This window comes from Bacteroides sp. OM08-11 (assembly GCF_003438665.1).
Classification (GTDB): Bacteria; Bacteroidota; Bacteroidia; order Bacteroidales; family Bacteroidaceae; genus Bacteroides; species Bacteroides cutis.
The window spans coordinates 27176-53627 of the sequence record NZ_QSTJ01000003.1 but is presented as its reverse complement, the minus strand read 5'-3'; the positions used below and the strand labels follow the sequence as shown (position 1 = coordinate 53627).

At 41.2% G+C, this 26452-nt stretch carries 16 protein-coding genes and 2 tRNA genes; 8 read left to right on the top strand and 10 right to left on the bottom strand.

What is annotated here, in order from left to right:
• Positions 1-50: 50 nt before the first annotated feature.
• From DXC10_RS06845 to carB, 8 genes are all read right to left on the bottom strand, one after another.
• Positions 51-542: a DUF4488 domain-containing protein gene (locus DXC10_RS06845; RefSeq protein WP_101543561.1), complete on the bottom strand. Its 492-nt coding sequence runs from the start codon at positions 540-542 to the stop codon at positions 51-53.
• A 154-nt stretch (positions 543-696) separates the two neighbouring features.
• The gene (gene asnS, locus DXC10_RS06840; RefSeq protein ID WP_117737563.1) at positions 697-2100 is read right to left on the bottom strand and encodes an asparagine--tRNA ligase; all 1404 of its coding nucleotides are present in this window, start codon (positions 2098-2100) and stop codon (positions 697-699) included.
• A gap of 28 nt (positions 2101-2128) precedes the next feature.
• On the bottom strand, positions 2129-3571 hold the full coding sequence (locus DXC10_RS06835) for a pseudouridine synthase (RefSeq protein ID WP_117737562.1): 1443 nt from the start codon (positions 3569-3571) through the stop codon (positions 2129-2131).
• Between the two features lie 137 nt (positions 3572-3708).
• Entirely contained in the window at positions 3709-5055 is a 1347-nt protein-coding gene (purB, locus tag DXC10_RS06830; protein ID WP_117737561.1) for an adenylosuccinate lyase, read from the bottom strand.
• A 162-nt stretch (positions 5056-5217) separates the two neighbouring features.
• A tRNA-Val gene (locus tag DXC10_RS06825) sits at positions 5218-5292 on the bottom strand.
• 29 nt (positions 5293-5321) lie between these two features.
• A tRNA-Val gene (locus DXC10_RS06820) sits at positions 5322-5396 on the bottom strand.
• A 130-nt stretch (positions 5397-5526) separates the two neighbouring features.
• Complete coding sequence (locus tag DXC10_RS06815) at positions 5527-6087, bottom strand: sugar O-acetyltransferase (RefSeq protein WP_101543554.1); 561 nt, start codon at positions 6085-6087, stop codon at positions 5527-5529.
• 114 nt (positions 6088-6201) lie between these two features.
• A complete protein-coding gene (gene carB / locus DXC10_RS06810) occupies positions 6202-9423 on the bottom strand; it encodes a carbamoyl-phosphate synthase (glutamine-hydrolyzing) large subunit (RefSeq protein WP_101543552.1) in 3222 nt (1073 codons plus the stop codon).
• Between the two features lie 895 nt (positions 9424-10318).
• Between carB and DXC10_RS06805 the strand changes: the two genes are divergently transcribed.
• The 8 genes from DXC10_RS06805 to DXC10_RS06770 all read left to right on the top strand — a co-directional run bounded on the left by DXC10_RS06805 (position 10319) and on the right by DXC10_RS06770 (position 23078).
• The gene (locus tag DXC10_RS06805; RefSeq protein WP_101543550.1) at positions 10319-10555 is read left to right on the top strand and encodes a hypothetical protein; all 237 of its coding nucleotides are present in this window, start codon (positions 10319-10321) and stop codon (positions 10553-10555) included.
• A gap of 222 nt (positions 10556-10777) precedes the next feature.
• Positions 10778-11878 carry a tryptophan--tRNA ligase gene (gene trpS / locus DXC10_RS06800; RefSeq protein WP_117737560.1) on the top strand — a complete coding sequence of 367 codons (1101 nt, stop codon included), beginning with the start codon at positions 10778-10780 and terminating at the stop codon, positions 11876-11878.
• 163 nt (positions 11879-12041) lie between these two features.
• Positions 12042-12584, top strand: coding sequence for an RNA polymerase sigma-70 factor (locus DXC10_RS06795; protein WP_101543545.1), 543 nt, complete (start codon positions 12042-12044; stop codon positions 12582-12584).
• 75 nt (positions 12585-12659) lie between these two features.
• A complete protein-coding gene (locus DXC10_RS06790) occupies positions 12660-13655 on the top strand; it encodes a FecR family protein (protein ID WP_117737559.1) in 996 nt (331 codons plus the stop codon).
• A 231-nt stretch (positions 13656-13886) separates the two neighbouring features.
• The gene (locus tag DXC10_RS06785) at positions 13887-17201 is read left to right on the top strand and encodes a TonB-dependent receptor (RefSeq protein WP_233519886.1); all 3315 of its coding nucleotides are present in this window, start codon (positions 13887-13889) and stop codon (positions 17199-17201) included.
• Between the two features lie 25 nt (positions 17202-17226).
• Complete coding sequence (locus DXC10_RS06780; protein WP_117737670.1) at positions 17227-19278, top strand: RagB/SusD family nutrient uptake outer membrane protein; 2052 nt, start codon at positions 17227-17229, stop codon at positions 19276-19278.
• Between the two features lie 145 nt (positions 19279-19423).
• A complete protein-coding gene (locus tag DXC10_RS06775; protein WP_117737558.1) occupies positions 19424-21817 on the top strand; it encodes a M60 family metallopeptidase in 2394 nt (797 codons plus the stop codon).
• Between the two features lie 43 nt (positions 21818-21860).
• On the top strand, positions 21861-23078 hold the full coding sequence (locus DXC10_RS06770) for a discoidin domain-containing protein (protein ID WP_117737557.1): 1218 nt from the start codon (positions 21861-21863) through the stop codon (positions 23076-23078).
• A gap of 151 nt (positions 23079-23229) precedes the next feature.
• Here DXC10_RS06770 and DXC10_RS06765 read toward each other — a convergent pair whose 3' ends face one another.
• The gene (locus DXC10_RS06765) at positions 23230-24423 is read right to left on the bottom strand and encodes an OmpA family protein (protein WP_187120671.1); all 1194 of its coding nucleotides are present in this window, start codon (positions 24421-24423) and stop codon (positions 23230-23232) included.
• A gap of 110 nt (positions 24424-24533) precedes the next feature.
• Entirely contained in the window at positions 24534-26417 is a 1884-nt protein-coding gene (mutL, locus tag DXC10_RS06760; RefSeq protein ID WP_117737555.1) for a DNA mismatch repair endonuclease MutL, read from the bottom strand.
• Between the last annotated feature and the right edge of the window lie 35 nt (positions 26418-26452).

Here is a 26452-nt window from a genome sequence, read left to right as displayed (position 1 = left end):
TGCCCTGCCCCTACCACTTAACCGGCAAGGGTAAATCTGTCACAAACAAATCATCTGACAATATCTTCCGGAAACTTAGAAGGCATATTGACCCGTTTCCATGTCTCATGGAACCAAGTATTCAGCTCATTGCCATTCAAATCTTTGGAAATAAAGTACTTCAAATACATCAGCCCACCTTCACCCATTTCAAATTCAAGTACATTATCTTTATTATCAAGCATAGGCAGATGGATGTTTTTTTCGATGCTTTCTTTATAGGAGTTGTCCGATATTTGTTGATATGTACCGTATCCGGTAACGATCGCATCCGATCCGGGACGTATCGTAAAATTCACAATTCGTCCGTCATCACTCAACACTTTAAATGTATTACTCGGCTTCAATGTTCCCGGGACATCGGGGATCTCAGATACATAATGACACAACTGCCAGATACCTTCCAAATGGGCAGGTTTAAAAGCAGACTTACCCTGCGCCTTGAGATTTGTTACCGCAAACAGCATCGCTGCCAGCATGGTAAAGAAATAAATTCTTTTCATATTCGTATGATATTGGTTAACGTCACGTCATTCCTATTGAGACAAATATAAAGAATTATTTCGAGAAAATAACAATTCAAAGCATAAAAAAGTCCGCATAACTTAAAGTTTATGCGGACTCTTCAATCTATACTCCGTTAATTCATCCTAATTGTTAGAAATCAGCATTGCGAGGCGTACGCGGGAAAGGTATCACATCACGGATATTTGTCATTCCGGTAACAAACAACAGCAAACGTTCAAAACCCAAACCAAATCCGGAATGAGGACAAGTACCGAACTTACGCGTATCGAGATACCACCACATATCTTTCATTGGAATATGGAGTTCATCAATACGGGTCATCAGCTTGTTATAGTCCGCTTCACGTTCGGAACCGCCGATAATCTCACCGATTTTCGGGAAAAGAACATCCATAGCACGTACTGTCTTACCGTCTTCATTCTGTTTCATATAGAAAGCCTTGATTTCCTTTGGATAATCAGTCAGAATAACCGGACGTTTAAAATGTTCTTCTACCAGATAACGTTCGTGCTCAGACGCCAAGTCTACTCCCCAATATACCGGGAACTCAAACTTATGCCCTTTGGCTATAGCTTCCTCCAGAATTTTGATACCTTCCGTGTAGGGCAGACGAACAAAACTTTCCTTCAATACACCTTGCAGACGTTCTATCAACCCCTTATCGAACATATCGTTAAGGAACTTTACGTCATCGGCACAGTTATCAAGAGCCCACTGCACACAATACTTGATAAACTCTTCCGCCAAGTCCATGTTATCGACAATATCATTAAAGGCCACTTCCGGCTCAACCATCCAGAACTCAGCCAAGTGGCGGGGAGTATTGGAGTTTTCCGCACGGAATGTAGGTCCAAATGTATAGATAGCCCCCAATGAAGTCGCAGCGAGTTCACCTTCCAACTGACCGGAAACTGTAAGACTGGCCTGCTTACCGAAGAAGTCATCATCATAAACGATAGAACCATTTTCGTCTTTCTTCAAGTCATACAAGTTCATTGTAGTTACCTGAAACATTTGTCCGGCACCCTCACAGTCAGAAGCCGTGATGATAGGTGTATGAAAGTAGAAAAATCCTTTTTCGTGAAAAAACTTATGAATGGCAATGGCCATATTGTGCCGAATACGGAACACTGCACCGAACGTATTTGTACGCGGACGCAAATGAGCTATCTCACGAAGGAATTCCATAGAATGGCCTTTCTTCTGCAATGGATAGGTATTATCACAGGTTCCCAGAACTTCAATATCACAAGCCTGTATTTCAGCTTTCTGACCGGAGCCCACAGATTCCGTCAACATACCGTTCACGCTCAAACAAGCACCGGTAGTAATATCTTTCAGCATATCCTCATTGAAGTTTGCCAAATCCACCACAACCTGCACATTATTTATTGTAGAACCGTCATTCAGCGCGATAAAGTTTACTTGTTTACTACCTCTGCGGGTACGAACCCAACCTTTCACATTGACCATGGCGCCAAAATCTTCGCGCTTCAACAAGTCAACAATTTTTGTTCTACTAATCTTTTCCATAAAAACAGTTTTAAATAACTTATTTATATTACTCAAAAGAGCCCATACGCAGGAAGTTTACCTCCTGTTCCGTCAAATAACGCCACTCACCGCGACGTAATCCTTTCTTTGTCAATCCGGCAAAGAACACCCGGTCCAGTTTTACAACCTTGTATCCCAACGATTCAAAAATACGACGTACGATACGATTCTTTCCTGAATGAATTTCAATGCCTACATCATCTTTCTTAAAATCATCAGTATAACTGATGGCATCCGCATGAATTTCACCGTCATCTAACTGGATACCGGCAGCAATCTGCTCCATATCAGCCTTTGTAAGGTTTTTATCCAGATGCACGTGATAGATTTTCTTTTTCAGGAACTTAGGATGAGTCAATTTAGAAGCCAAATCACCATCATTTGTAAGCAACAGTACACCTGTTGTATTGCGGTCAAGACGCCCCACCGGATAAATGCGTTCATCACAAGCGCCTTTCACCAAATCCATAACCGTACGACGAGCTTGAGGATCATCGGAAGTAGTTACCGTATCTTTCGGTTTATTCAGTAAAACATAAATCTTACGTTCAATACTGACCACCTGATCATGAAACTTCACCTCATCAGAACGTTTTATTTTAGTCCCCAACTCCGTCACAACTTCACCGTTTACAGAAACCACACCAGCCGTGATAAATTCATCAGCTTCGCGACGTGAACAAACGCCTGCATTTGCCAAGAATTTATTCAAACGAATCGGTTCGTTCGGATCGGTAAATTGTTCTTTATATTCAATTTGTTTTTTCTTACTATACTTGGCATTGGGGTCGTAATCACCCGTACGGCGAATTGGCCGGCTATAACTATCTTTGTTACCATACCCACTTGGCCTGCCGCCACCATTCGAGTTAAAACGCGGGCGATAAGGACGATCACCACCTTCGCTGTTAAAACGCGGACGATAAGGACGGTCACCACCGGTATTACCATAGGAAGGACGTTGAGGACGGTCACTGCCTTCACTGTTATAACGCGGACGGTAAGGACGGTCACTATTACCATAAGAAGGACGTTGAGGACGGTCACCACCTTCGCTGTTATAACGCGGACGGTAAGGACGGTCACTATTACCATAAGAAGGACGTTGAGGACGGTCACCACTTTCGCTGTTATAACGCGGGCGGTAAGGACGGTCACTATTACCATAAGAAGGACGTTGAGGACGGTCGCCACCTTCACTGTTATAACGCGGGCGGTAAGGACGGTCACTATTACCATACGAACGTTCACTATTATAAGGACGCTGAGGACGGTCGCCATTTTCCGCGTTAGGATTAAACCTCGGACGATAAGAGCGATCGCCGTTTTCACGATTATAAGACGGACGGCTATAGCCACCTTCTCTATTAAACTGGTTACCATCACGGCCGGCACCTGAGTTCTCCTCTGAGGAAGAAGCATCACGCCAAGTTTCATTTTCTGTATTCATTGTTTTATTCGAATAAAATTAAACCTACTGGCCTCACGGCCATTTTTTTGTTTCTCTTATACCTTTTTAATATGTTTATTATAAACAACCACCGGATAAAAAAGTTGATATTTCCTCAACCCGGCATTCATATCTGCTTAAATTCCCGTATATGTATGGGGAGTGATAACTCTCAGTTCTTGCTTTATTTCTTCACTTACATTCAAGCCCTCAATAAATTCCTTGATAGACGCTTCCGTAATAGCCTGATTAGTACGGGTCAATGCTTTCAAAGCTTCGTATGGATGCGGATAAGCCTCACGGCGCAATATAGTCTGAATAGCCTCAGCCACAACACTCCAACAATTATCCAAATCACGATAAATCACTGTTTCATTCAACAACAGTTTACGCAAACCCTTCAACGAACTTTGGATAGCGATTATAATATGACCGAAGGGAGTACCGATATTACGCAATACGGTAGAATCGGTCAAGTCACGTTGCAAACGAGATACGGGAAGCTTTACAGCCAAATGTTCCAAAATGGCATTTGCCATGCCTAAGTTACCTTCTGCATTTTCAAAATCAATCGGATTAACCTTATGAGGCATTGCACTGGAGCCCACTTCACCGGCCTTAATCTTCTGCTTGAAATATTCCATAGATATATATTGCCAGAAGTCACGGTTCATATCTATCATTATTGTATTGATACGCTTCATTGCATCAAAAACAGCCGAAAGATTATCATAATTGGATATCTGGGTCGTATATTCTTCACGTTCCAATCCAAGCTTCCCTGAAACAAACTTATTACCAAAAGCTTTCCAATCATATTCCGGATAAGCTACATGATGCGCATTATAGTTGCCGGTAGCTCCACCAAATTTAGCTGTCAACGGACAAGCTTTCAAAGTAGCCAACTGACGTTCCAGACGATAAACAAACACCATTATTTCTTTCCCCAAACGAGTAGGAGAAGCCGGTTGTCCGTGCGTTTTGGCAAGCATCGGGATACCAGCCCATTCTTCCGCATAAGAACGAAGTTGAGCTATCAACTCTTCTATCTGAGGATAGTAAACCTGTTCCAACGCGTCTTTCACAGACAAAGGGATAGAGGTATTATTAATATCTTGTGAAGTCAATCCGAAGTGGATAAATTCTTTGTAGTCATCCATTCCGCCCAACTTATCAAATTCTTCTTTCAGGAAATATTCCACAGCCTTCACATCGTGATTGGTCACGCTTTCAATCTTTTTAATGCGCCCGGCGTCAGTTTCAGAGAAATTACGGTAAATATTTCTCAAAGTCTCAAATACACTCTTATCCACCCCTTTCAGCTGAGGCAAAGGCAACTCACACAAGGTTATGAAATATTCCACTTCAACCTGTACACGGTATTTTATCAGTGCAAATTCAGAGAAATAGGCAGCCAAAGCATCTGTCTTACCTCTGTATCGGCCGTCAATCGGAGAGATTGCGGTAAGTAAATCAAGTTCCATACATCGTATTTATGATAATTATCGAGGTGCAAAATTACGGCTTTTTTCTGAGTAATAAGGTATAAAGAAGAAAAGAATTTAAGAAAAGGACATTAATGGATAAAAAAAATAGCCTCACAATCACTTGCAAGACCATCCGTCATTAAAAACATTGAAATTTAGTGGGCGTTGACGGATTCGAACCGCCGACCCTCTGCTTGTAAGGCAGATGCTCTGAACCAGCTGAGCTAAACGCCCTTTTGATTTACGAAAGTGTGGATTACGTGTGGGCGTTGACGGATTCGAACCGCCGACCCTCTGCTTGTAAGGCAGATGCTCTGAACCAGCTGAGCTAAACGCCCGTACACTTTCGTTTCAAAAGCGATGCAAAGGTACAGCTTATTTTGACATTACCAAAACTTTTGCATTATATTTTGCAATAAAAAAATCACGTCACATTCAGCACTATTGAATTTCAAGCATTTAGCACATTCACTTTTTCACTTCGTTTTTCCGGATCACTCTTGCTGGATTACCAACAGCCACGCTATCGGATGGAATATCTTTCGTCACCACACTGCCCGCACCAATAATACAGCGATCCCCAATCGTCACTCCGGGACAAAGGATAACCCCTCCGCCAATCCAGCAATCTTCTCCCACCGTCACCGGATAGGCATATTCTTTTTCTGTACGCCGTTCTACATAATCAACCGGATGATGCGGTGTATAAATTTGTACACACGGACCAATCAGGGTATGAGCGCCAATCGTTATATAACCACCATCCAGAAAGGTACAATTGGCATTAACAAAAACATACTCACCCAAACGGATACCATCACCATGGTCGCAATGGAAAGGCGGACAAATAATAGAAGTTGCGGGAATACCCGGTACCAACTCCTCCAGCAAGTTCCGATAATCCTCATCATACGTACTCATTGTACGCATTTTGGCAAGCAACCGCTTGGCATGTTTAAATTTCACCTGTATTTCCGGCATTGACATATCCGCCAACTGCGAACTCCGCATTTTCTCCACTTCATTCATTTTGTTCTCTTTTTTAATTGATGAGACAAATATAGCGATAAAGCCAAAGACAACAAAAAACGGGAAACCGTAATCGGCTTCCCGCTTTCACAACCGTTTTCGGCAAGTAAAGGCTTATTTATATTCTTGCCAACTCTTAATCTGAATATCTTCCATCTTCATTTCACAGAATGCTTCGATGAAAGCACCTGCCAGACGCGCATTTGTAATCAATGGAATATTATGATCAATGGCACCGCGACGGATCTTGTAACCGTTAGTCAACTCGCGTTTAGAGTGATTTTTCGGTATATTTATAATCAAGTCAAACTTGTGTTCAGCAATCATTTTCATTACATTATTCTCTGCATCCGGGCGTTCATCCGGCCAGTAAACCGGTTCCGTAGTCACCCCATGCGCATTGAGGAATGCAGCCGTACCCGCCGTTGCATAAATCTTATACCCTTTAGCAAAAAGCATACGGCTGGCATCCAACAAATCCACTTTAGATTTCATAGCACCGGAAGAGAACATAACCCCCTTCTGAGGGATTTTAAACCCGGTAGCAATCATAGCGCTCATCAATGCTTCAGAGAAGTCGTCACCGATACAACCTACTTCACCTGTAGAGGACATATCTACACCCAGTACAGGGTCTGCTTTATGCAAACGGGAGAATGAGAACTGAGAAGCCTTTACACCAATCCAATCGATATCGAACGCCGACTTGTCGGGTCGCGCATATGGAGCATCCAGCATGATACGGGTAGCAGTTTCGATAAAATTACGCTTCAGTACTTTAGAAACAAACGGGAAACTACGTGAAGCGCGGAGATTACACTCAATAACTTTCACCTCATTGTTACGGGCCAGGAACTGAATATTGAAAGGACCGGAAATATTGAGTTCTTTTGCAATCTGGCGGCTGATCTTCTTGATACGGCGAGCGGTAGCAAAGTAAATTTTCTGCGCCGGGAACACCAATGTAGCGTCACCAGAGTGTACACCGGCAAACTCTACATGCTCCGAAATAGCATATTCCACCACTTCGCCATTCTGAGCCACGGCATCAAACTCTATTTCCTTCGTATTCTGCAAGAACTGAGATACAACTACCGGATATTCCTTAGATACCTCAGCAGCCATTTTCAGGAAGCTTTCCAGTTCTTCTTCGTCATAGCATACGTTCATTGCGGCTCCAGAGAGTACATACGACGGACGGACCAATACAGGATAACCTACTTTCTCTACGAAACCTTTCACGTCTTCCAAGCTCGTCAGTTCCTGCCAAGCCGGCTGGTCGATACCCAGTTGATCAAGCATAGCAGAGAATTTGTTGCGGTTCTCGGCACGGTCAATAGAAATTGGAGAAGTACCCAATACAGGAACCGACTGGCGATGAAGCTTCATAGCCAAATTGTTGGGTATCTGTCCGCCCACGGATACGATAACACCGCGTGGCTGTTCCAAATCAATAACATCGAGTACACGCTCAAAAGAAAGTTCATCGAAGTACAAACGGTCACACATATCATAGTCAGTAGAAACCGTTTCGGGATTGTAGTTAATCATTATTGATTTGTACCCCAGTTTACGTGCCGTCTGGATAGCATTCACCGAGCACCAGTCAAATTCTACGGAAGAACCGATGCGGTAAGCACCCGAACCAAGTACAACCACCGATTTCTCATTCTTGTAATAATTCACGTCATACCCTTGAACAGCATATGTCATATACAGGTAGTTCGTCAATTCAGGATGCTCGGAAGCAACGGTATTAATGCGTTTTACCGCCGGAAGGATTCCCAACTCTTTACGGCGTGCACGCACCATCAGGTTTTCTTTTTCCATATTGCCTTGAGGGTTCAATACGAAACGGGCAATTTGGAAATCAGAGAAACCGAACACTTTTGCTTCACGTAACACGTCAGCCGGAATATCTTCCACCTTATTATATTGGGAAAGTTTGAACTTATAATCAACAATGTTTTTCAACTTGCCAAGAAACCACGGGTCAATCTTAGTCAATTCATGGATACGGTCGATGGAATACCCCTTTTCCATAGCCTCAGCGATAGCGAATACACGCAAATCGGTAGGATGAGACAACTCATAATCAAGATCGCTGAATTCCAAATCATCATTACCCACAAAACCATGCATACCTTGTCCGATCATACGGAGACCTTTCTGGATGATTTCCTCGAATGTACGTCCGATAGACATAATTTCGCCGACAGACTTCATGCTGGACCCAATCTCACGGCTCACACCCACAAATTTCGTCAAATCCCAACGAGGTATCTTACAAATCAGATAATCCAATTGCGGAGCTACGTATGCAGAATTCGGAGTACCCATTTCACCGATTTGGTCAAGCGTATACCCCAACGCGATCTTAGCGGCAACGAATGCCAACGGATAACCGGTAGCCTTGGAAGCCAACGCAGAAGAACGAGACAAACGGGCATTCACCTCAATCACACGATAGTCGTTGGTTTCAGCATTGAATGCATACTGAATGTTACATTCACCTACGATGCCGAGGTGACGGATGCACTTTGTAGAAAGTTCCTGAAGCATCTTCACCTGCTCATCAGTCAAAGAGCAAGTAGGAGCCACTACGATAGACTCACCCGTATGGATACCCAGCGGATCGAAGTTTTCCATACTTGCCACCGTAAAGCAATGGTCATTGGCATCACGGATAACTTCAAACTCTATTTCTTTCCATCCCTTCAGAGATTCTTCTACCAGAATTTGTTTAGAGAAAGCAAAAGAACTTTCAGCCAGCTTCAGGAATTCAGTCTCATCGGCACAAATACCGCTACCCAGGCCACCCAATGCATAGGCCGAACGTACCATCACCGGATAACCGATTTTACGCGCGGCGGCGATAGCATCTTCCATACTCTCCACAGCCTGGCTGATAGGGGTTTTCATCTGTATCTCATCGAGTTTCTTCACAAAGAGATCACGGTCTTCCGTATACATGATAGCTTCCACTGAGGTGCCCAGCACACGTACTCCATATTTCTGAAGAATACCGTTCGTATAAAGTTCCGCACCACAGTTCAATGCTGTTTGTCCGCCAAAAGCCAACAAAATACCGTCCGGTTGCTCTTTCTTGATAATTTCCTCTACGAAATAAGGAGTGACCGGCAGGAAGTAAACCTTGTCGGCAATGCCCTCTGATGTCTGAATTGTAGCAATATTCGGATTTACCAATACCGAACTTATACCTTCTTCACGCAATGCCTTCAACGCTTGTGACCCGGAATAGTCAAATTCCCCAGCCTGTCCGATTTTGAGCGCTCCTGAGCCCAAAACAAGTACTTTCTTTAAATTCTTTTCCATATTCTCTTTTGTTATCTATATAAGTTCATCCCATACGTTCCGGCAAAAAAAAATGCGTTACCCGAAAGAGGTCTAACGCATTACCAAAGAACTAAAAATATCATTTTCGGAAAAAGAAAAACCGACGGCTAACGAATGAAACTCATTCGAGCGGAGGTTGTATTCACTTCTCATTTCCTGCGATTGCATAGTTATCTTTAAAATTTGTGCAAAGTAACGACTTATTTCAATAAGATGCAAATATTCCGAAAAAAAACGTTGTCAAGGGCGAAGTACAAATCATAAACCTTTTTCCTCTTCTTACTCGCTCTCCGTTTCTTGAACATACTACCCAAGAACATAATCATTCTCCAGAAAGTTACCTTTGCCGGTACATAAAGTTAGAACGAAAGCTTCATTCCTTAAAAGGAAGACTTCATTTTAAGTTTACGTCACAACAGCCGCGACTTTATAATAAATGTATCTGCACACTATGAGCCTGTTTAAATTTTCTTCAATAATATTTTTTATAGGGACAGTAGATATTTAATGGGAGATATACTTGATAAGTTCTTTTGATACTGTATTCATCACAGAGAAATCAGTTGTCAAATTGATTTCAAAAAGACGCTCATCAGGCGTTTTCTGTCTCCAAACTGCCCATTTTACTGACACGCCCGCTTTCCAAAAAGTCCGAAAGCGTGTGATTTAACGCATAAATATGCGACGTTTTTACCGAATATATACCGGTTGCACACTTCCCGCACGAGGGATATTAACTTCCCACACGAGAGATATTAACTTCCCGCGCGAGAGATATCAACTTCCGACGTGAGGGATGTTAACTTCCCTCATGGAAAAAATGGACATTTCTCCTGCAAATGCTCCTTTTCTCCCGTGAAAAGAGCGTTTCTGGATGGGTAACCCACTGTTTTCCGTCTATTTGGATTATACATATTTCTGTATTTCGCTATTCATGAGGAAGATACGGATTTTCGTTCGCAAATTTCCGCTTGCGTCTGCCAACGGGTGGAAATACGCGATCCTCGGGTTTCGGAAAGTACAAAGTGTCAAAAAACGGGTACAAGCATATCTGGAAGAACATCCTTGCCTCACCGTCTACAACTATCGCCAACTGACGGGAGTACTGTAAACTGCTGTTACCACAGAGCTGCATCAGTGAAAAAAAATGCCCGAAAGCAACATCACAAGTAGTAGAAAAGGAACCATAAGGCATATGTGAAAAGTGAGATTTTAGGCTAAAACCGAACCTTTTCTAAATATTTCTAATTAATAAACACTATATTTGCAGCCAAACTACCATTCTGTATCTATAATGGTTTAGAACAAAGTATATAATAAAAGAATAACAAATATGGCAAAAGAAAAAATCATCCTTACGGGCGACCGCCCCACAGGACGCCTGCACATCGGACATTATGTAGGCTCGCTAAGACGCAGGGTGGAGTTGCAGAATTCCGGACTGTTTGATAAGACGTTTGTATTCATCGCTGATGCGCAAGCACTGACGGACAACATGGAAAATCCGGAAAAGGTGCGCCAGAATGTTATCGAGGTAGCCTTGGATTATCTGGCTTGTGGCCTGGATCCGACAAAGAGCACCATTTTCATCCAATCCCAGATACCGGAACTTTGTGAACTCACATTCTACTATATGGATTTGGTTACCGTCAGCCGTTTGCAACGTAACCCCACTGTGAAAACAGAAATCCAGATGCGTAACTTTGAGACAAGCATTCCGGTAGGATTTTTCACCTATCCTATTAGTCAGGCCGCAGATATCACCGCATTCAAGGCTACAACCGTTCCTGTAGGTGAAGATCAGGAACCAATGATTGAGCAAGCCCGCGAGATAGTACGCCGTTTCAACTTTATTTATGGAGACACCTTAGTAGAACCGGAAATTCTTTTACCGGATAATGCCGCCTGCCTGCGTCTGCCGGGTACTGACGGAAAAGCCAAAATGAGTAAATCGTTGGGAAACTGTATCTATCTTTCCGACTCAGCCGACGCGGTGCAGAAGAAAGTGAAGAGTATGTATACCGACCCCGACCACTTGCGCGTGCAAGACCCGGGCAAAATTGAAGGTAATACCGTATTTACTTATCTGGATGCTTTTTGCCGTCCCGAGCACTTTGAACGTTACTTGCCCGATTACCCTTCGCTGGAAGAACTGAAAGCGCACTATCAACGTGGCGGTTTAGGTGATATGAAAGTAAAAGGGTTCCTCAATTCTATCATGCAGGAAACTCTAGAACCTATCCGTAATCGCCGCAAAGAATTCGAGAAGGATATTCCGGCCATTTATGACATGTTGAAAAAAGGTTGCGAAACAGCACGTGAGGCTGCTGCCAGAACATTGGATGAAGTGCGCCGTGCTATGAAAATAAACTACTTTGACGATGAAGAGTTAATTTCAGAACAGGTGAAGAGATTTAATGGAGAAGGAGCATAAATACTCCTGGAATTCTCATCCGACAATATTTTAAAAAAGCTGTATCCCAATAATACACGGATGTTATAAAAAATATACATCCGTGTAAATTATTAAATTTACTACTCCTATAAAAGGAAAAAGTGAATAATTATATATAAATAAAAAAAAGGAACAGATCCGAATGAAAGTATCCCACAGTAACCAATCTATAGAGGAACACAATGAGGAAGTATTGAAATACCTATTCGATACTTACTTTACCCGATTGTGCCAATTCATGTATACCTATTGGGATAACAAACAGGAGATCGAAGAAGAAGTTATGGACATATATGTCCATCTATGGCAGCATCCCGAAAAAATCAAACCAGATTTATCCATCAAAGCTTATTTGTTCCAATCCGCACGTAATAAATGCCTCAAGCTTATACGCGACAAAAAAGAAATACTTTCACTTGACGGACTCGAAGAAAACATAAACACGGACGAACCGACATCGCTTGAAATGCAAGAGCTCAATGAACTTATTCAAAAAGCAATCCTCGCTATTCCAGCCAACTCCCGTGAAATTTTCCTAAAAAGCAGGAACGACAATCTCACCAATCAGGAAATAGCTGAAAAAATGAATATTTCTTTGAAAACAGTAGAAAAACACATTTCCCGTTCGCTGAAGATAGTAAGAGAAATCATAGGTGACCAATACATTTTTTTTATTTTCTTGTAAAAAATCCATTTTTACCGTAGGGTCAAAACTGTTTTTAGGGTTACACTAGTAAAAGACCTTAAAAAAACAGTTAAAATGAGAAAAGAAATACCTTGGAATTTAATCATCGCCAAACTTGAACGCACTATCAACTCCGATGATGACCAATTACTGGCAGAATGGTTGTCCGACAGTAAAAATCTTCAAGCCTATGAAGAAATAGCCATCTTATGGAACAAGGTACAAGAGCGAGCAGACGGTTATACTCCACAGCCGGCTCACTATTGGAATCAGGTCGCCAAGCAACTTAATCTACCTTCAGTAAGAAAAGAACGGAAAAGACTTCACTCTATTCGAAACATCTATAAAGTTGCAGCATGTATTGCCGTACTGTTGGTTTCCTCACTTTCATTCTATTTCGGAACAACCTGGGATTTTACAAGTAAGACATCGCAACAATGCTATACCAATGTCAACGGGAAGTCACAAGTCACTTTACCTGACGGCAGTATTGTCTGGCTACACTCCAACACCACTTTGGCATATAATACTGATTTCCAGAAAAACAACCGCATAGTCAACCTGAAAGGTGAGGCCTACTTTGAAGTAGCCAAAGATAAGCATAAACGTTTCATTGTACACACAGATGGAATTGACGTTGCCGTATACGGAACCAAGTTCAATATCTCCTCCCACCCGAAAAACGCAGAGACTTCTGTTAGTCTTTTAGAAGGTTCCGTAGCCTTTACTACTGCAAACAATCCGCAAGAAAGTTTCTTAAATCCCGGTGAAGTAGCTGTGTATAATAAAGAAAGCCACCAAGTATCAATCACCCGGGAAGATGTAGACATGAATGCGGCATGGGCCACTCCCACCGTACAATTCTCCAATCGTTCACTGGGGAAAATATGTACCGTTTTATCCGACAGATTTGACGTCACCATACGTATAGCACCAGAACTAGCAGACAAGTACTTATACACTTTCACCCTACACGATGAGAATATTTTTGAGATACTGGAACTTATTGCAAGTATCCATCCGATAAAATACACATTTAACAATGATGGCACAATCGATATTATTCAATAAAATCATTAACCTTTAATACAAACGCCTATGTAGAAACTTGAAAACTAATGTAAACAATTAAAAATGTAGAGAATTTATATGGATAAAAAACCAAAAATATCTAATTAACTTATGAAATACAAAAAACTTTATTTATTAATTATTACATGTTTCTTTTCCCTAGGTGTAATCGCCCAAAGCGGTTCGGAAAAGATCACCTTATCTTTCAAAAACATACCTTTAAAAGAAGCCATGGGAAAGATAGAACAGGCTTCCGGATATACGTTCTTTTATGATGCAACAGAAACAAATACAGAACAACCCGTTAGTCTGACAGCCAAGAATGAAGAAATTCGTCTGGCATTACGCAGAATGTTTGAACCTACCGATCTCACATTCAAGTTCTCGAAAAAGCAGATCGTACTAACTGTCAAAGAAATCAATAGTAACCAAAAAGGAGCAGCCAAAACCATTACCGGTCTTGTCACCGACGAGCAAGGAGAACCGGTCATCGGTGCTACAGTAACTGTAAAAGGTACCATAAATGGTGTACTAACTGATATTGACGGTAAATATAGTATCCAGACCCATGAAGGAGAAATACTGGAATTCCGCTATATCGGCTATAACAGTATAGAACAAAAAGTAAAAGATAAAAACACAATTAACGTGGCAATGTCCGAATCCAATGTCAACTTGGATGATGTGGTAATCGTAGGATACGGTTCTCAGAAAAAGGAGAGTGTAACATCCTCAGTAAACACAATAAAACCTGCCGAAATAGCAATTCCGACCCGCAGTTTGTCCAACATGATCGGTGGTCAGATTGCCGGTGTGATTTCCATCCAGGTATCGGGTGAACCAGGTAATGACGATGCCAGTTTCTGGATTCGTGGACAAAGTTCTTATGCCGGTGGCACAAGTCCGTTGGTATTGGTAGACGGTGTTCCCCGTGCCATGAATGATCTGGATACAGATGAAATTGAAACTTTTACCGTTTTGAAAGATGCCGCCGCCACCGCTGTATATGGTTCTGAAGGAGCCAATGGTGTTGTGTTGATTACTACCAAACGCGGACGTGCTCAAAAGACAGTGGTTTCTTTCAATGCACAATATAGCATTGCTACTCCTACCCGTATGCCTGAACTTATGAACTCCTGGGATTATCTCTCGCTGTGGAATGAAGCATCCTGGAATGACGCCGGAAATCCCGACTGGACAAACTATATGCAAAATAATGCTCCTTATTCGGCAGAAGTATTGGATATGTATCGTAATGGAACAGACCGTGATTTGTACCCCAACTCCATCTGGACCGACTTATTAGCGGACAACACACACAACCAACGATATACAATCAACTTCCGGGGAGGTTCTGAAAAGACGAGATTTTTTGTTTCAGGAGCCTTCTATGACGAGAAAGGTATCTTTAAGTCCAACCCTATAGACGATTATGATGCCAACATTGGTGTGAAACGTTATAATCTGCGTTCCAATGTGGATATGGATATCACACGAACTACCAAATTGTCTGTTGATATGAGTGGACAGTACCGCACAAAAAACAACCCGGGCAGTTCTTCAGAGTCCATATTCAAACATATTGTGGTATTCCCTACCCACCTTATCCCGATGACATGGTCAGACGGTACAGCATCTGCCGTTACCGGTGAAGCCGATGGACGTTATAATCCGTATAACCTATTGAACTACTCTGGTTACACCAAACAGTGGTCAGCCGCTTTACAAAGTAAAGTCACCCTGAAACAGGAACTCGATTTTATTACTAAAGGTTTGTCTGCACAAGGAAGTATCAGTTTCGATGCAGATTTCACCTCCACCATGAAACGTTCTCTGACCCCGGAAAAATGGTTTGTCAATGGCAGGGATGAAGAAGGGAAGCTGATTAAACAAAAAGTGGCGGATGGAAGCCCACTTGGCGAAGCTACCGTCAATGGCAGTAGTGGTACAAAGAAAATTTATCTTGAAGCACAATTGAACTATGCCCGTACCTTTGCCCAAAAACATGCCGTTACAGGTACTTTCGTATATAATCAGAAAGAGACTCAGTATCAAGGTTCTAGAAAATCAAACGGAACTCAGGATGTAGGTGGTTTAAAATTACTTCCTTACCGCAAACAAAACTACGTTGTACGCGGTACATATACCTTTGATAGCCGTTATGTATTGGAGGCCAGTTTTGGCGCTACCGGTAGCGAAAACTTTGCATCCGGTCACCGTTGGGGAATTTTCCCTGCAGTGGGAGCTGCATGGAATGTACATGCAGAGAAATTCATGCAAAAAGATAACATACTCAATATCATTAACAAGTTACGTATCAGAGCTTCTTACGGTCTGACCGGTAACGACAATATTGGTAGCAGCAGCCGCTTCATGTACAGAGAATCTTATACAGACAGCGGGAACTCATATCTTGGTTTGACGGGGCCAGGCGGTAGTGTCACCAACAATTATGGAAAAGTATACGAAAATCTTTTTGCATCTCCTTCATTGACATGGGAGATAGAGAAAAAAGCCAATTTCGGTATTGACTTGGGATTGTTCCGCGGACGTGTAGACATTACGGCCGATTACTTCAACAACCGCCGTGAAGACATTCTAATTCAACGTGTCACTGTTCCTACCTCAACAGGTTTCCGTAACAATCCGTGGCAGAACTTCGGTATCACCACCAACAAAGGTTTTGATGCCAGTATTGTAATAAAACATAATATCGGTGACTGGACTCTGTCCGCCAGAGGTAATATGACCTATGCTGTAAATAAAATTGTAGAAAAAGATGAGATTCCACAGCAGTACCCATGGTTGGCACAGACTGGAACTTCAATCGGAACCAATAAAATCCTGATAGCCGACGGACTCTATACCAACCAAGACTTCATTATTACCCAAAAAGCCGATGGAAGTTATAGCTACAAATTAAAAAATGGAATTCCAGCTACCGATGTCAATAAGGTACTACCAGGTGACATCAAGTACAAAGACTTGAATAATGACGGAAAAATTGATGAGATGGACGAGACCTATTACAGTGGCATACATCCCAATAACCCGCAAATCGTCTACGGTTTCGGTCTCAATGTACAATACAAAGGTATTTATGCAGGCGTATTTTTCCAGGGAGCAGGCAGACGTTCGGTGAACCTGAAAGCCAATGACAGTTATTTCATGCCGTTCCATCAGGGAGTTTCGCAGACATCCGCACGTGCGGAAGCTGCCGACCACTGGAGTGCCAACGATCCGAACAATATGAATGTATTATATCCGAGATTACATACTGCCAAGAATGATAATAATGAAAGAAACAGTACCTGGTGGTATCGTAGCGGGAATTATCTACGCCTGAAAAATGTGGAACTTGGTTACCAATTCGATAAAAGACTCATCCAAAAATGGAAAATGCAGAATTTACGTGTCTACGTTCAAGGCAGTAATCTCGCCTTATTATTTGATGACATCAAATTATGGGATCCTGAAGTAGGAAACAGTGGTTCAAGATATCCTATCAGCGCAACATGGACCGTGGGTCTGGATGTAACCTTTTAATTAACCTTCAAATTAAACAATGAATATGAATATCAGAAAAACTATTTATACAATAGCAGTTGCCTCCATAGCAAGCGTTTTCTCCTCTTGCTCCGATTTTCTGGATGTCTCCAAAGAGTTATCCAAAGACTTAAACAAGGAAGAGGTATTCTCCAACTATACTTATTTGAAACAATGGTATGGCGAATTATACTCTACTGTACCCCGATATTCGGAAACAGGTCTGGATATTGTCAATAATTCGGGTGAATTTCCTAATATATGGGCCATATATTCGGGTGAATTGATTTGCGCGCATCCCAATGTACTGCAACATGGACAAAATACATTTACCACACAAGTAGGTTATCATCGTTGGGCATCCTGCTATAAACAAATCCGCCAGGCCATGATTTATCTAGAAAATGCACCAGCCACAATGGGTGATCCCAGTGACCGTGACGGATACAGATCTGAAGAAGATATGCGCCGTATGAAAGCAGACGTAATCTACCTGATGGCGTATAACTATTTCCTGTTGTTTGAGATGTATGGTCCCGTACCCATCGTACAGACAATTGCCGATCCCGAAAGCGCCGATCTTGATCTTCCGCGTGCATCGGTAAAAGAAACAGTAGAGTACATTGACGGTCTGTTGGAACAAATTATTGAAGGTGAATACAGCGACGTGCTCCCCGACAACTATAAGCAAGGTAACAGTTATAACTATACCGAGATGTTACGTCCTACTAAAGCTGCCGCATTGGCATTGAGAGCACGCTTGTGGGTATATGCAGCTTCTCCACTCTTCAATGGCGGTTATCCAGAAGCTCTATTGGTGACAGACAAAAGTGGTAAACAACTATTCGAACCCGAAGACCGCAGTAGATGGCAAACAGCCAAAACACATCTGGAAGCATTACTGAATTTTGCCGATTCTCACGGAATGGGTTTATATAAATACTTAAATCCAGACGGAACAGAAGATCCTCACATGTCTGTATATTATTTGTTCCAGGAGCTCAATGACGAAATTCTATGGGCTAATCCTACCAATGATTATAGTGCTATAGGAAGCAGAATGGAGCCACGTACTGCTCCCTGGTCTTTGGGTTATGCCAGTACTATTGGTGGTAATGTAGGTCCTTATCAAGAATTGGTAGATATGTTCTTCACCAAGGACGGTCTGACTATTGAAGACGGTTTAAATAATGGAAGTTATAAGGAAACTGGTTTCAGTGACATCCAAAATCCTTGTACCAACATTGAGATTGATACGAAGGTGACTAAAAAACATGTAGACAAGCATATCTTCAATATGTATGCCAATCGTGAACCACGTTTCTACTCCAACATTACATACGAAGGAAAGAGTTGGCACATCCAACCTTCAAGCTATCCTGACTGGGGAGCCTACTTCAGCGTCGCTTCAAAATCTTCTTATAAAGGAGATGATACAAATGCACGCACAGGCTATTTACTCTATAAATTCAATAATCGTGATATTATGAAGAACAATGGTAACAAAACCAGTTGGGGACGTCCGTGGATTTACTTCCGTCTGGCAGATTTCTACCTTTATTATGCGGAAGTATTGAATGAAATAGACCCGAGTAACAGTAATATCATTAAATATTTGGACATGGTTCGTGAACGTGCCGGTATTCCAGGTTATCGTGAAATGAATGATAACGGAACTAAAACAGGAATTATTGGTAACCAAAATGCGCAACGTGAAGCAATTTATCAAGAACGCATTGTCGAAATGTTTGCCGAAGGTAACTATTATTTTGATATGCACCGTTGGATGAGAGCTGGGTGGTCTAAAGACGAAAATACCGGACGATGGATCAAGGACAATGAAGATAAAGCTATTATCCGTACCGGTATGAATATAAATGAGATTACAGTTACAGCATTCAAGGAAAGTGCCAATAAACAAGCCAAGACTTTCCGGGAGGCAGACGGTCCCGGTACATATTACAACCGTATCGTTATAGACCGTTTCCCATGGAAGAAAGCAATGTTACTATATCCTGTACCTTATAATGAAATGCAGAAAAGTAAGTTAATGGTACAAAATCCTTTGTGGAATTAATCATAGTACGAATATGTAAAGGCAGGAACAGAAACTCTTTTCTTTGTCTGCTCTTGCCTTTACTTTTTGAAACACAATTCTTTTAAATCTTAAATCTCTATATCTTAAACAGATATTGATCAATTCTACAAAGAATAGCAGAAACATGAATAATATGAATAAATATACCATAAGAAGTAAATGGAGCTATACAAAGTTCTTTTTATGGATACTACTTTATATATTTCCTCTTATGGCGTGTAGCGATGACAACGGTGAGGTGTTTCCTGAGAACTGGATAAATATATCTACCGAGCCTCTGAGCTTCTCTTTTGAGGGAGGAACGGAAAGTCGTGATGCTATACTCGGTACAGGATTGGATGCCGCCAAGGTAACCTCTACTCTTTCCCAGCAAGGGAAGGACTGGATTACAGTTAACCTTGAAAATGGTAAACTAAAAATTCTATGTGAACGTTCATGGAATAACAAACCGAGAAATACAATATTGACTTTAACGTATGACGATAATCATAAGTGTAATCTTCCCATTTCGCAAGAAGCTGCACCCAGTTCAGCAGATCAGACTATCAAAATAATCGGTGCAATAGCAGATTCTGAAGAAACAGACAAAAAAGACGAAACGACCCAAAACCCGTTGACTCTAAAAATGTCTTATGATGGTAATAAAAACACTTACTTCAATTCTAAATTTGGAGCTGTCAATTATCCGTTCCACATCACCTACGAATTGGAAACCGGGCATACTCTAGATTATATTGTCTATACGCCACGGCAAACCTACAATTACTGGGGAGCGTTCGATAAGTTCTCTGTAGAAATATCTACTGTCGACAAACCGGATGATTTCACCTCTATAGGCAGTTATGAGCGTGGCGACGGAGTGTTTACTCCATTCACGATTACACTGGCAAACGGTATCAAACAGGTAAAGAAAGTTCGATTTGTTATCACCAAAGCCTATCAGGACCGGGTTAGTTGCGCTGAAATGGAGTTTTTTGAAGCCAGTAACAATAAGTTTGACGGTTCTTCTGTCTTCGCAGATAAAATGGGTCTGCAACTTAAGGAAGGGCTAACTGAAAACAATATCAAACAACTGCCCAACAAGTATCTGAAAGAGTTAGGGCTTGCCCTATTAAAAGGAGAGTACGACACGTCTTATCGCTCAGCCAGTTACCGTCCTTATCAGAAACCGGATATCATGGCAACTAAAAATAAGACGAACAAATACAGTTTGCGTGATAACCCTACAGGCATCTATGCAAAGGCAGGCGAAACCTTACCTATATTTGTGGGAGAGATTTATGAAGGCGGAAAAATATCGATGTTGATCCAAGACTTGAACGGTGGTTATTCCAACAGTAAGACTTATGAGCTTAAAGAAGGATATAACGAAATAACGGTAGAAATTGGTGGTCTCATTTATATCCTGAACCATGTGGAAGACGATATTCCATTATTGGCAGATCAAGCTTCAGAAGCCCAAAAGCAAATTATCAAGGCAAAGACCGTGCAAGTACATTTCGGGGCAGGGAAGGTAAACGGCTACTTCGATATTCAGAAGAATACGGAAAACGACTGGAAAAATATCCTCAATAAAGCTCAATATCAAGATATAGATATATTAGGCAAATACTCACACATTACGTGGAAAGTAGAAGACTTCAGAGCTGCGAATACAGAAATTACCAAAACGGTAGCGAACACAGATCGGCTGGTTGAGCTGGAATGGGATTTCATGGGACTATTCAAATATCATAAGGAGTTCAACAACCGTATGCACCTCTGTATTGACTATAAAGCAACAAGCCCCAATGCCAGTGATTACCGTACCGTATATAGTGTGGGAAACTCCAACAGCTATGCCGAAATATTCTGTAATCCGGCACGGTTTGGAGTACGTTGTTGGGGACCTGCACATGAAGTAGGGCATTGTAATCAAACACGTCCGGGTTTGAAATGGGCTGGTATGACTGAAGTGACCAACAACATCATGTCTACATATGTACGTTGGGAATTGACAGGAACCTCCTATCTTATCGAAGAGAATAATGGTAACGGTTTTTATAAAAGTGCAATTACTCTATTCAAAGATAACAAGACCCCTCATTGTGTTGGTTATTCGGATGATACCTATAACCATTGTTATGAGAAACTGGTTCCCTTCTGGCAATTGAAACTATATATGATTGATGCATTAGGACAAAAAGACTTCTATCGGGACTTGTATGAATACTATCGTGGTGAAAATTCCCTTGCTACTGATGCAGAAAGCATGACTCATGGTGTCTATCAGCTGGATTTTGTACGACAAGTATGTAGAATGGCCCGAATTGACTTTACCGGCTATTTCAAGGATATGGGCTTCCTCACTGCGGTAAGCACGAAACTGAAAGATTATGGAGAAAAACAATTCACAATCACGCAAGCACAGATTGATGCCCTGATTGCAGAAATCAAAGCCCAAAACTATCCCAAGAAAGCTCCCGCCGATTTATATCTGATAACAGATAATAACTGGGAATCTTATAAGAACAAATAACAGAATTAGAAAAATAAAGTTATAACTATTAAGTTTAAAAATTATGAATAAGAAATATGCAATGAACGTAACTACAACTATGTTACTGTTACTTTTTATGTGTTTTTCCATTACAGGATGTAACGATGACGATAAAGATGTTACTGTACCCGACAACTGGGTGACTGTACCCTCTGATCCTTTGACTATCGGCTACAGGGGGGGTGATCTATCTTGTGACTATACACTAGCTCCAGGATTGGATGCTTCAGTCGTATATGTTGTCAGCCATGAATTATGGGCTTCCGGATATATTGATTATGATCAAGAAAAAAAACTAAATGTTTTAAAAATTGAAGTCGAAGAATCGGAACTTATAGAAGAAAGAGAAGCAAAATTCACTTTATGCTACGATGACAAGCATCAAACAGAGATCAGTGTAATACAAGCACCTGCACCTCCTACAATGGTAACTGAAATCATTACCGACAATATCCCCGTAAGTATCCGTATGAATGAAACACTCAACTTGAATGACTACACTTCCGTACTGCCATCCAATGCAAGTTATAAGACATTACGATTTACAGTAGCAGAAGGTAGTGAGAAAATAATATCCATCAGCGCAGATGGCATATTGAGTTGTAAGACCGGTGGTAATGCTACGATCAATATAACGACAACGGATGGCAGTAATGTAACCACTACCGCTACAATTACCATAGAAAACAATATCCTATTCGATCGTAAAGATTGGAAGGTGTCTACATCAACAAATTATACATTATCCACTGGAGGAACATTAAATTATATAGGTGATTATAACAACAATCTACCCGGACAAACCGGAGAACCGGAAGCTATGTTCGACGGTAACAGTAAAACATATTTCGCAATACTAAAAGCCGAAAAATCGAGCTTTGCTCCAAATGCCGGTAAATACAAAGGTGTCACTTTTAGTCAAACCCCCGGTGGTTCTTTGTATTTCATAGTGGATATGAAAGAGCAACAAAAGTTTAATTATTTCTATATCGGACACAGAAGCGACAATACAACTTCCGGCTTAAGAGTTTCTAAAGTAAAAATTCATGGTAGTAATGACGGTAGTACGTTCACCCAAATAGATAATGAGATAACTCTTAATAAGACGCAGAACATTAATTATCCTATCACTACAAGTACATATAGATATGTCAAAATTGAATATTCTGCCTGGGAATCGGCAAGTAGTACCTTACAAATTGCAGAATTCAATTTAGGAATGAATTATGCTTTAGAATAATTTTTTTATTAAAAAATGACTGATTGTACTTTTAGAGATAAATAAGAAATACATGTTTCCTTAGTTTATATCGTAAAAGTCTAAACTCAAAATCCCCCAAGAGTGAGATTTCTCAAACTCTTGGGGGATTTTTTTATATAGACTAATTATTTTAATTAGCGGATTTTACTAATACCACACGATTTAAAATAGGTTGTCCAAACTTGTCTACACCGCCACCGGCAGCTACTTTCAGACGGTCAGCAGAAATACCATAATCCTTCACCAATACGTTCACTACAGCTTGTGCACGTTTCAAACTCAATTCCTGATTGAATGTCGGAGTACCTGTTGCAGAGTCAGCATAACCGTTTACTGTATAAGTTGCATTCGGGAATTCCTTCATCTGTTTTGCCAGATAAGAAATGTTCATAACTTCACGTGGAGTTATTTCGGCAGAACCTATATTGAAGAATACAGTACGCGGTGCAATATCCGGATCAGTAACAACAACTTCCATTTCAGAAACCTCTACCGGCCTGTTTTCAGCAGCAGTTAAAGCCGACTTCAATTGTTGGTTTGCAGCAGCCATATTAGCAATTTCTTGTTGCATTGCAGCCAACTCCACAGCAGAAACCAATTGTGGTGTCGGACGGTTAAAACCACGTTTCGGGAAGTGGTAAGTCAACCCAAGAGTTGCACTAAATACACCGTCATAACCACGCTTTCCGGCAACTGTTCCATCAAATTTATCCTCTGCTCCCATCGCACTCAGTTCGAGATTAATATCTATCGCATTCGAAATACGGAAGCGATTGATAATACCGGCGTTTATCGCCAAGGCTTCGCGATGAGGCTTTGTATAATTATGAGTGATACCAGCACCTAAGTAAGGAATAATCTCATATACACGATACTGATTATAACCACCGAAAAGTGCGTTCAAGTTAAACATTACATCACCATGGAAATTCATGTAATCAAAACGTTGTTTGTAGGAACCATTACTACGCTGAGTTCCTCTTACATAATCAGCTGAAGGATCCATTGTGAAACCTTTTACCTGAAGACCACTATATTGCAAACGCAGTCCTAAACCAGGAGTAAACCATTTACCAACGGAAACATTCATCGTCGGACTGATGCGCTTACCAAAACTGCCTAATTGTTGGTCATTATCTCCATACATAACCGAGGCACCTCCCCCGATAGAGAAAAACCAATTACTCCAGAATGGATTGGTGATTACTTGATATTTATCCTGCAATTGGATAACGTCAATTTGTTCTACAACAACAGGCTTTTGTTGCGCCATAGCAACAGAAGATACGCCGGCTAAAGCCAGCAACATTAGAATCTTTTTCATATACCTCAAATAGTTAAGTGGTTAATTAAATTCTTTATCATTCAATCTGATTAATTAACACCATCGAAACTAAAAGGTTTTAGAAAAAGAGTTTTTTTTTATGATTTCTCTTATTTTGAGAATAGCTTCTCGATTTCTTCTTCTTTGATTGTAGCGAGAACCGTACGTCCATCGGGTGTATAGTTAGGAGTGGCACAAGCAAAAAGATTATCCACCAAATTGGACATTTCATCATTGTTCAATACTTGTCCGTAAACAATAGCAGCCGCACGTGCCAAAGTCAATGCAAGAATAGTTTGTATCTCTTCTTTTACATCATTACCTTTTTCCATAGCTGTATGTACCATATTACGAACAAGCTCCACCGGGTTTAGACCTTCAATTCCCGAAGGAATACCATTAATGGCATAACTTCCCCCACCCAATGGGCTTAGATCGAACCCTACTGCCGCCAAATCATCGAAAAGGCTTTCGAGCACAGCTGCTTCCGAAACCGGCAATTGAACTATTTCAGGGAATAACACCCCTTGGGAAAACCCTTGTTTTTGGCGTATCTGGTTCATATAACGATCGAATAACACCCGAATATGTGCACGATGTTGGTCTATTAACATTAAACCGGATTTAACAGACGTAAGTATAAAACGGCCTTTGAATTGTAAATGCTGTGCTCCTTTTTCTACAGTAGATGCTTCACCGGCATACAGTGAAGAAACGGGTTGAGGAATTATCTCCACCGGTCTTTCTGCAAGAGGGGTTTCTTCAAGATCAAACGATGCCTCCATAGGCTCGTTCATTTTACTGGCTTTCTCCAGGCCAGAATATAATCCTTCCCATTCCACATTCTGTCGAGAGTAACCTCCTCCATATGCTGACGCAGAAGAGGTTTTAAAAGGATTAAAATCCGTATTATAGTGTACTTTAGGAGGTTCTATCGGACGACTTTGTTCAAATGCAGGAATATCCGGCATACCTTCCGTATCAAAATCAATGGAAGGTACAGCATTGAACTTCCCTAATGATTCCTTAACTGCCGCTGAAACGATCTGCCAAATGGCTTGCTCATTCTCAAACTTGATTTCAGTCTTTGTGGGATGAATGTTTACATCTATATTAGCAGGGTCTACATCAAAATAAATAAAGTAGGAAATTTGCTCACCGGCAGGTATCAACTGTTCATATGCATCCATCACAGCTTTATGAAAATAAGGATGACGCATATAGCGACCATTCACAAAGAAATATTGATGTGCTCCCTTCTTACGAGCAGTTTCCGGTTTAGCGACAAAACCGGAAACCTTAACCATCGTTGTATCTACCTCAACAGACAGCAGTTGCTGGTTCAGTTTCTTTCCGAAGATAGCAAGAATACGCTGACGCAAAGGCATGACGGGAAGATTGAATAATTCCGTATCGTTGCTATACAAATAAAAAGCAACATCAGGATGTACCAGAGCAATACGTTCAAACTCCATAAGAATATTACTCAACTCCGTTGAATTAGCTTTCAGGAATTTTCGACGTGCCGGGATATTAAAAAACAAATTTCTGATAGAGAAATTACTACCTTTCGGACAAGAAACCGCTTCCTGGCTCTCCACTTTTGAACCGGCTATTACTAATCGTGTCCCTAATTCCTCATCGGCTATACGAGTTTTCAACTCTACTTCCGCCACAGCAGCGATAGATGCCAATGCTTCCCCACGAAATCCCATCGTACGTAAGGCAAACAAATCCGAGGCCTCACGAATTTTGGATGTGGCATGACGTTCAAAAGAGAGACGAGCATCAGTCTCAGACATCCCTTTACCATCATCTATCACCTGAATACAGGTCTTTCCCGCATCAGTTATTAATACATGTATTTCTTGTGCTTCGGCATCAATCGCATTTTCTACCAATTCTTTAATAACAGATGCCGGACGCTGAATAACCTCTCCGGCAGCAATTTGATTAGCAACCGAATCGGGCAGCAAATGAATGATATCGCTCATAATTAAGTTAAAATATAAGATATAAGATATGGGAA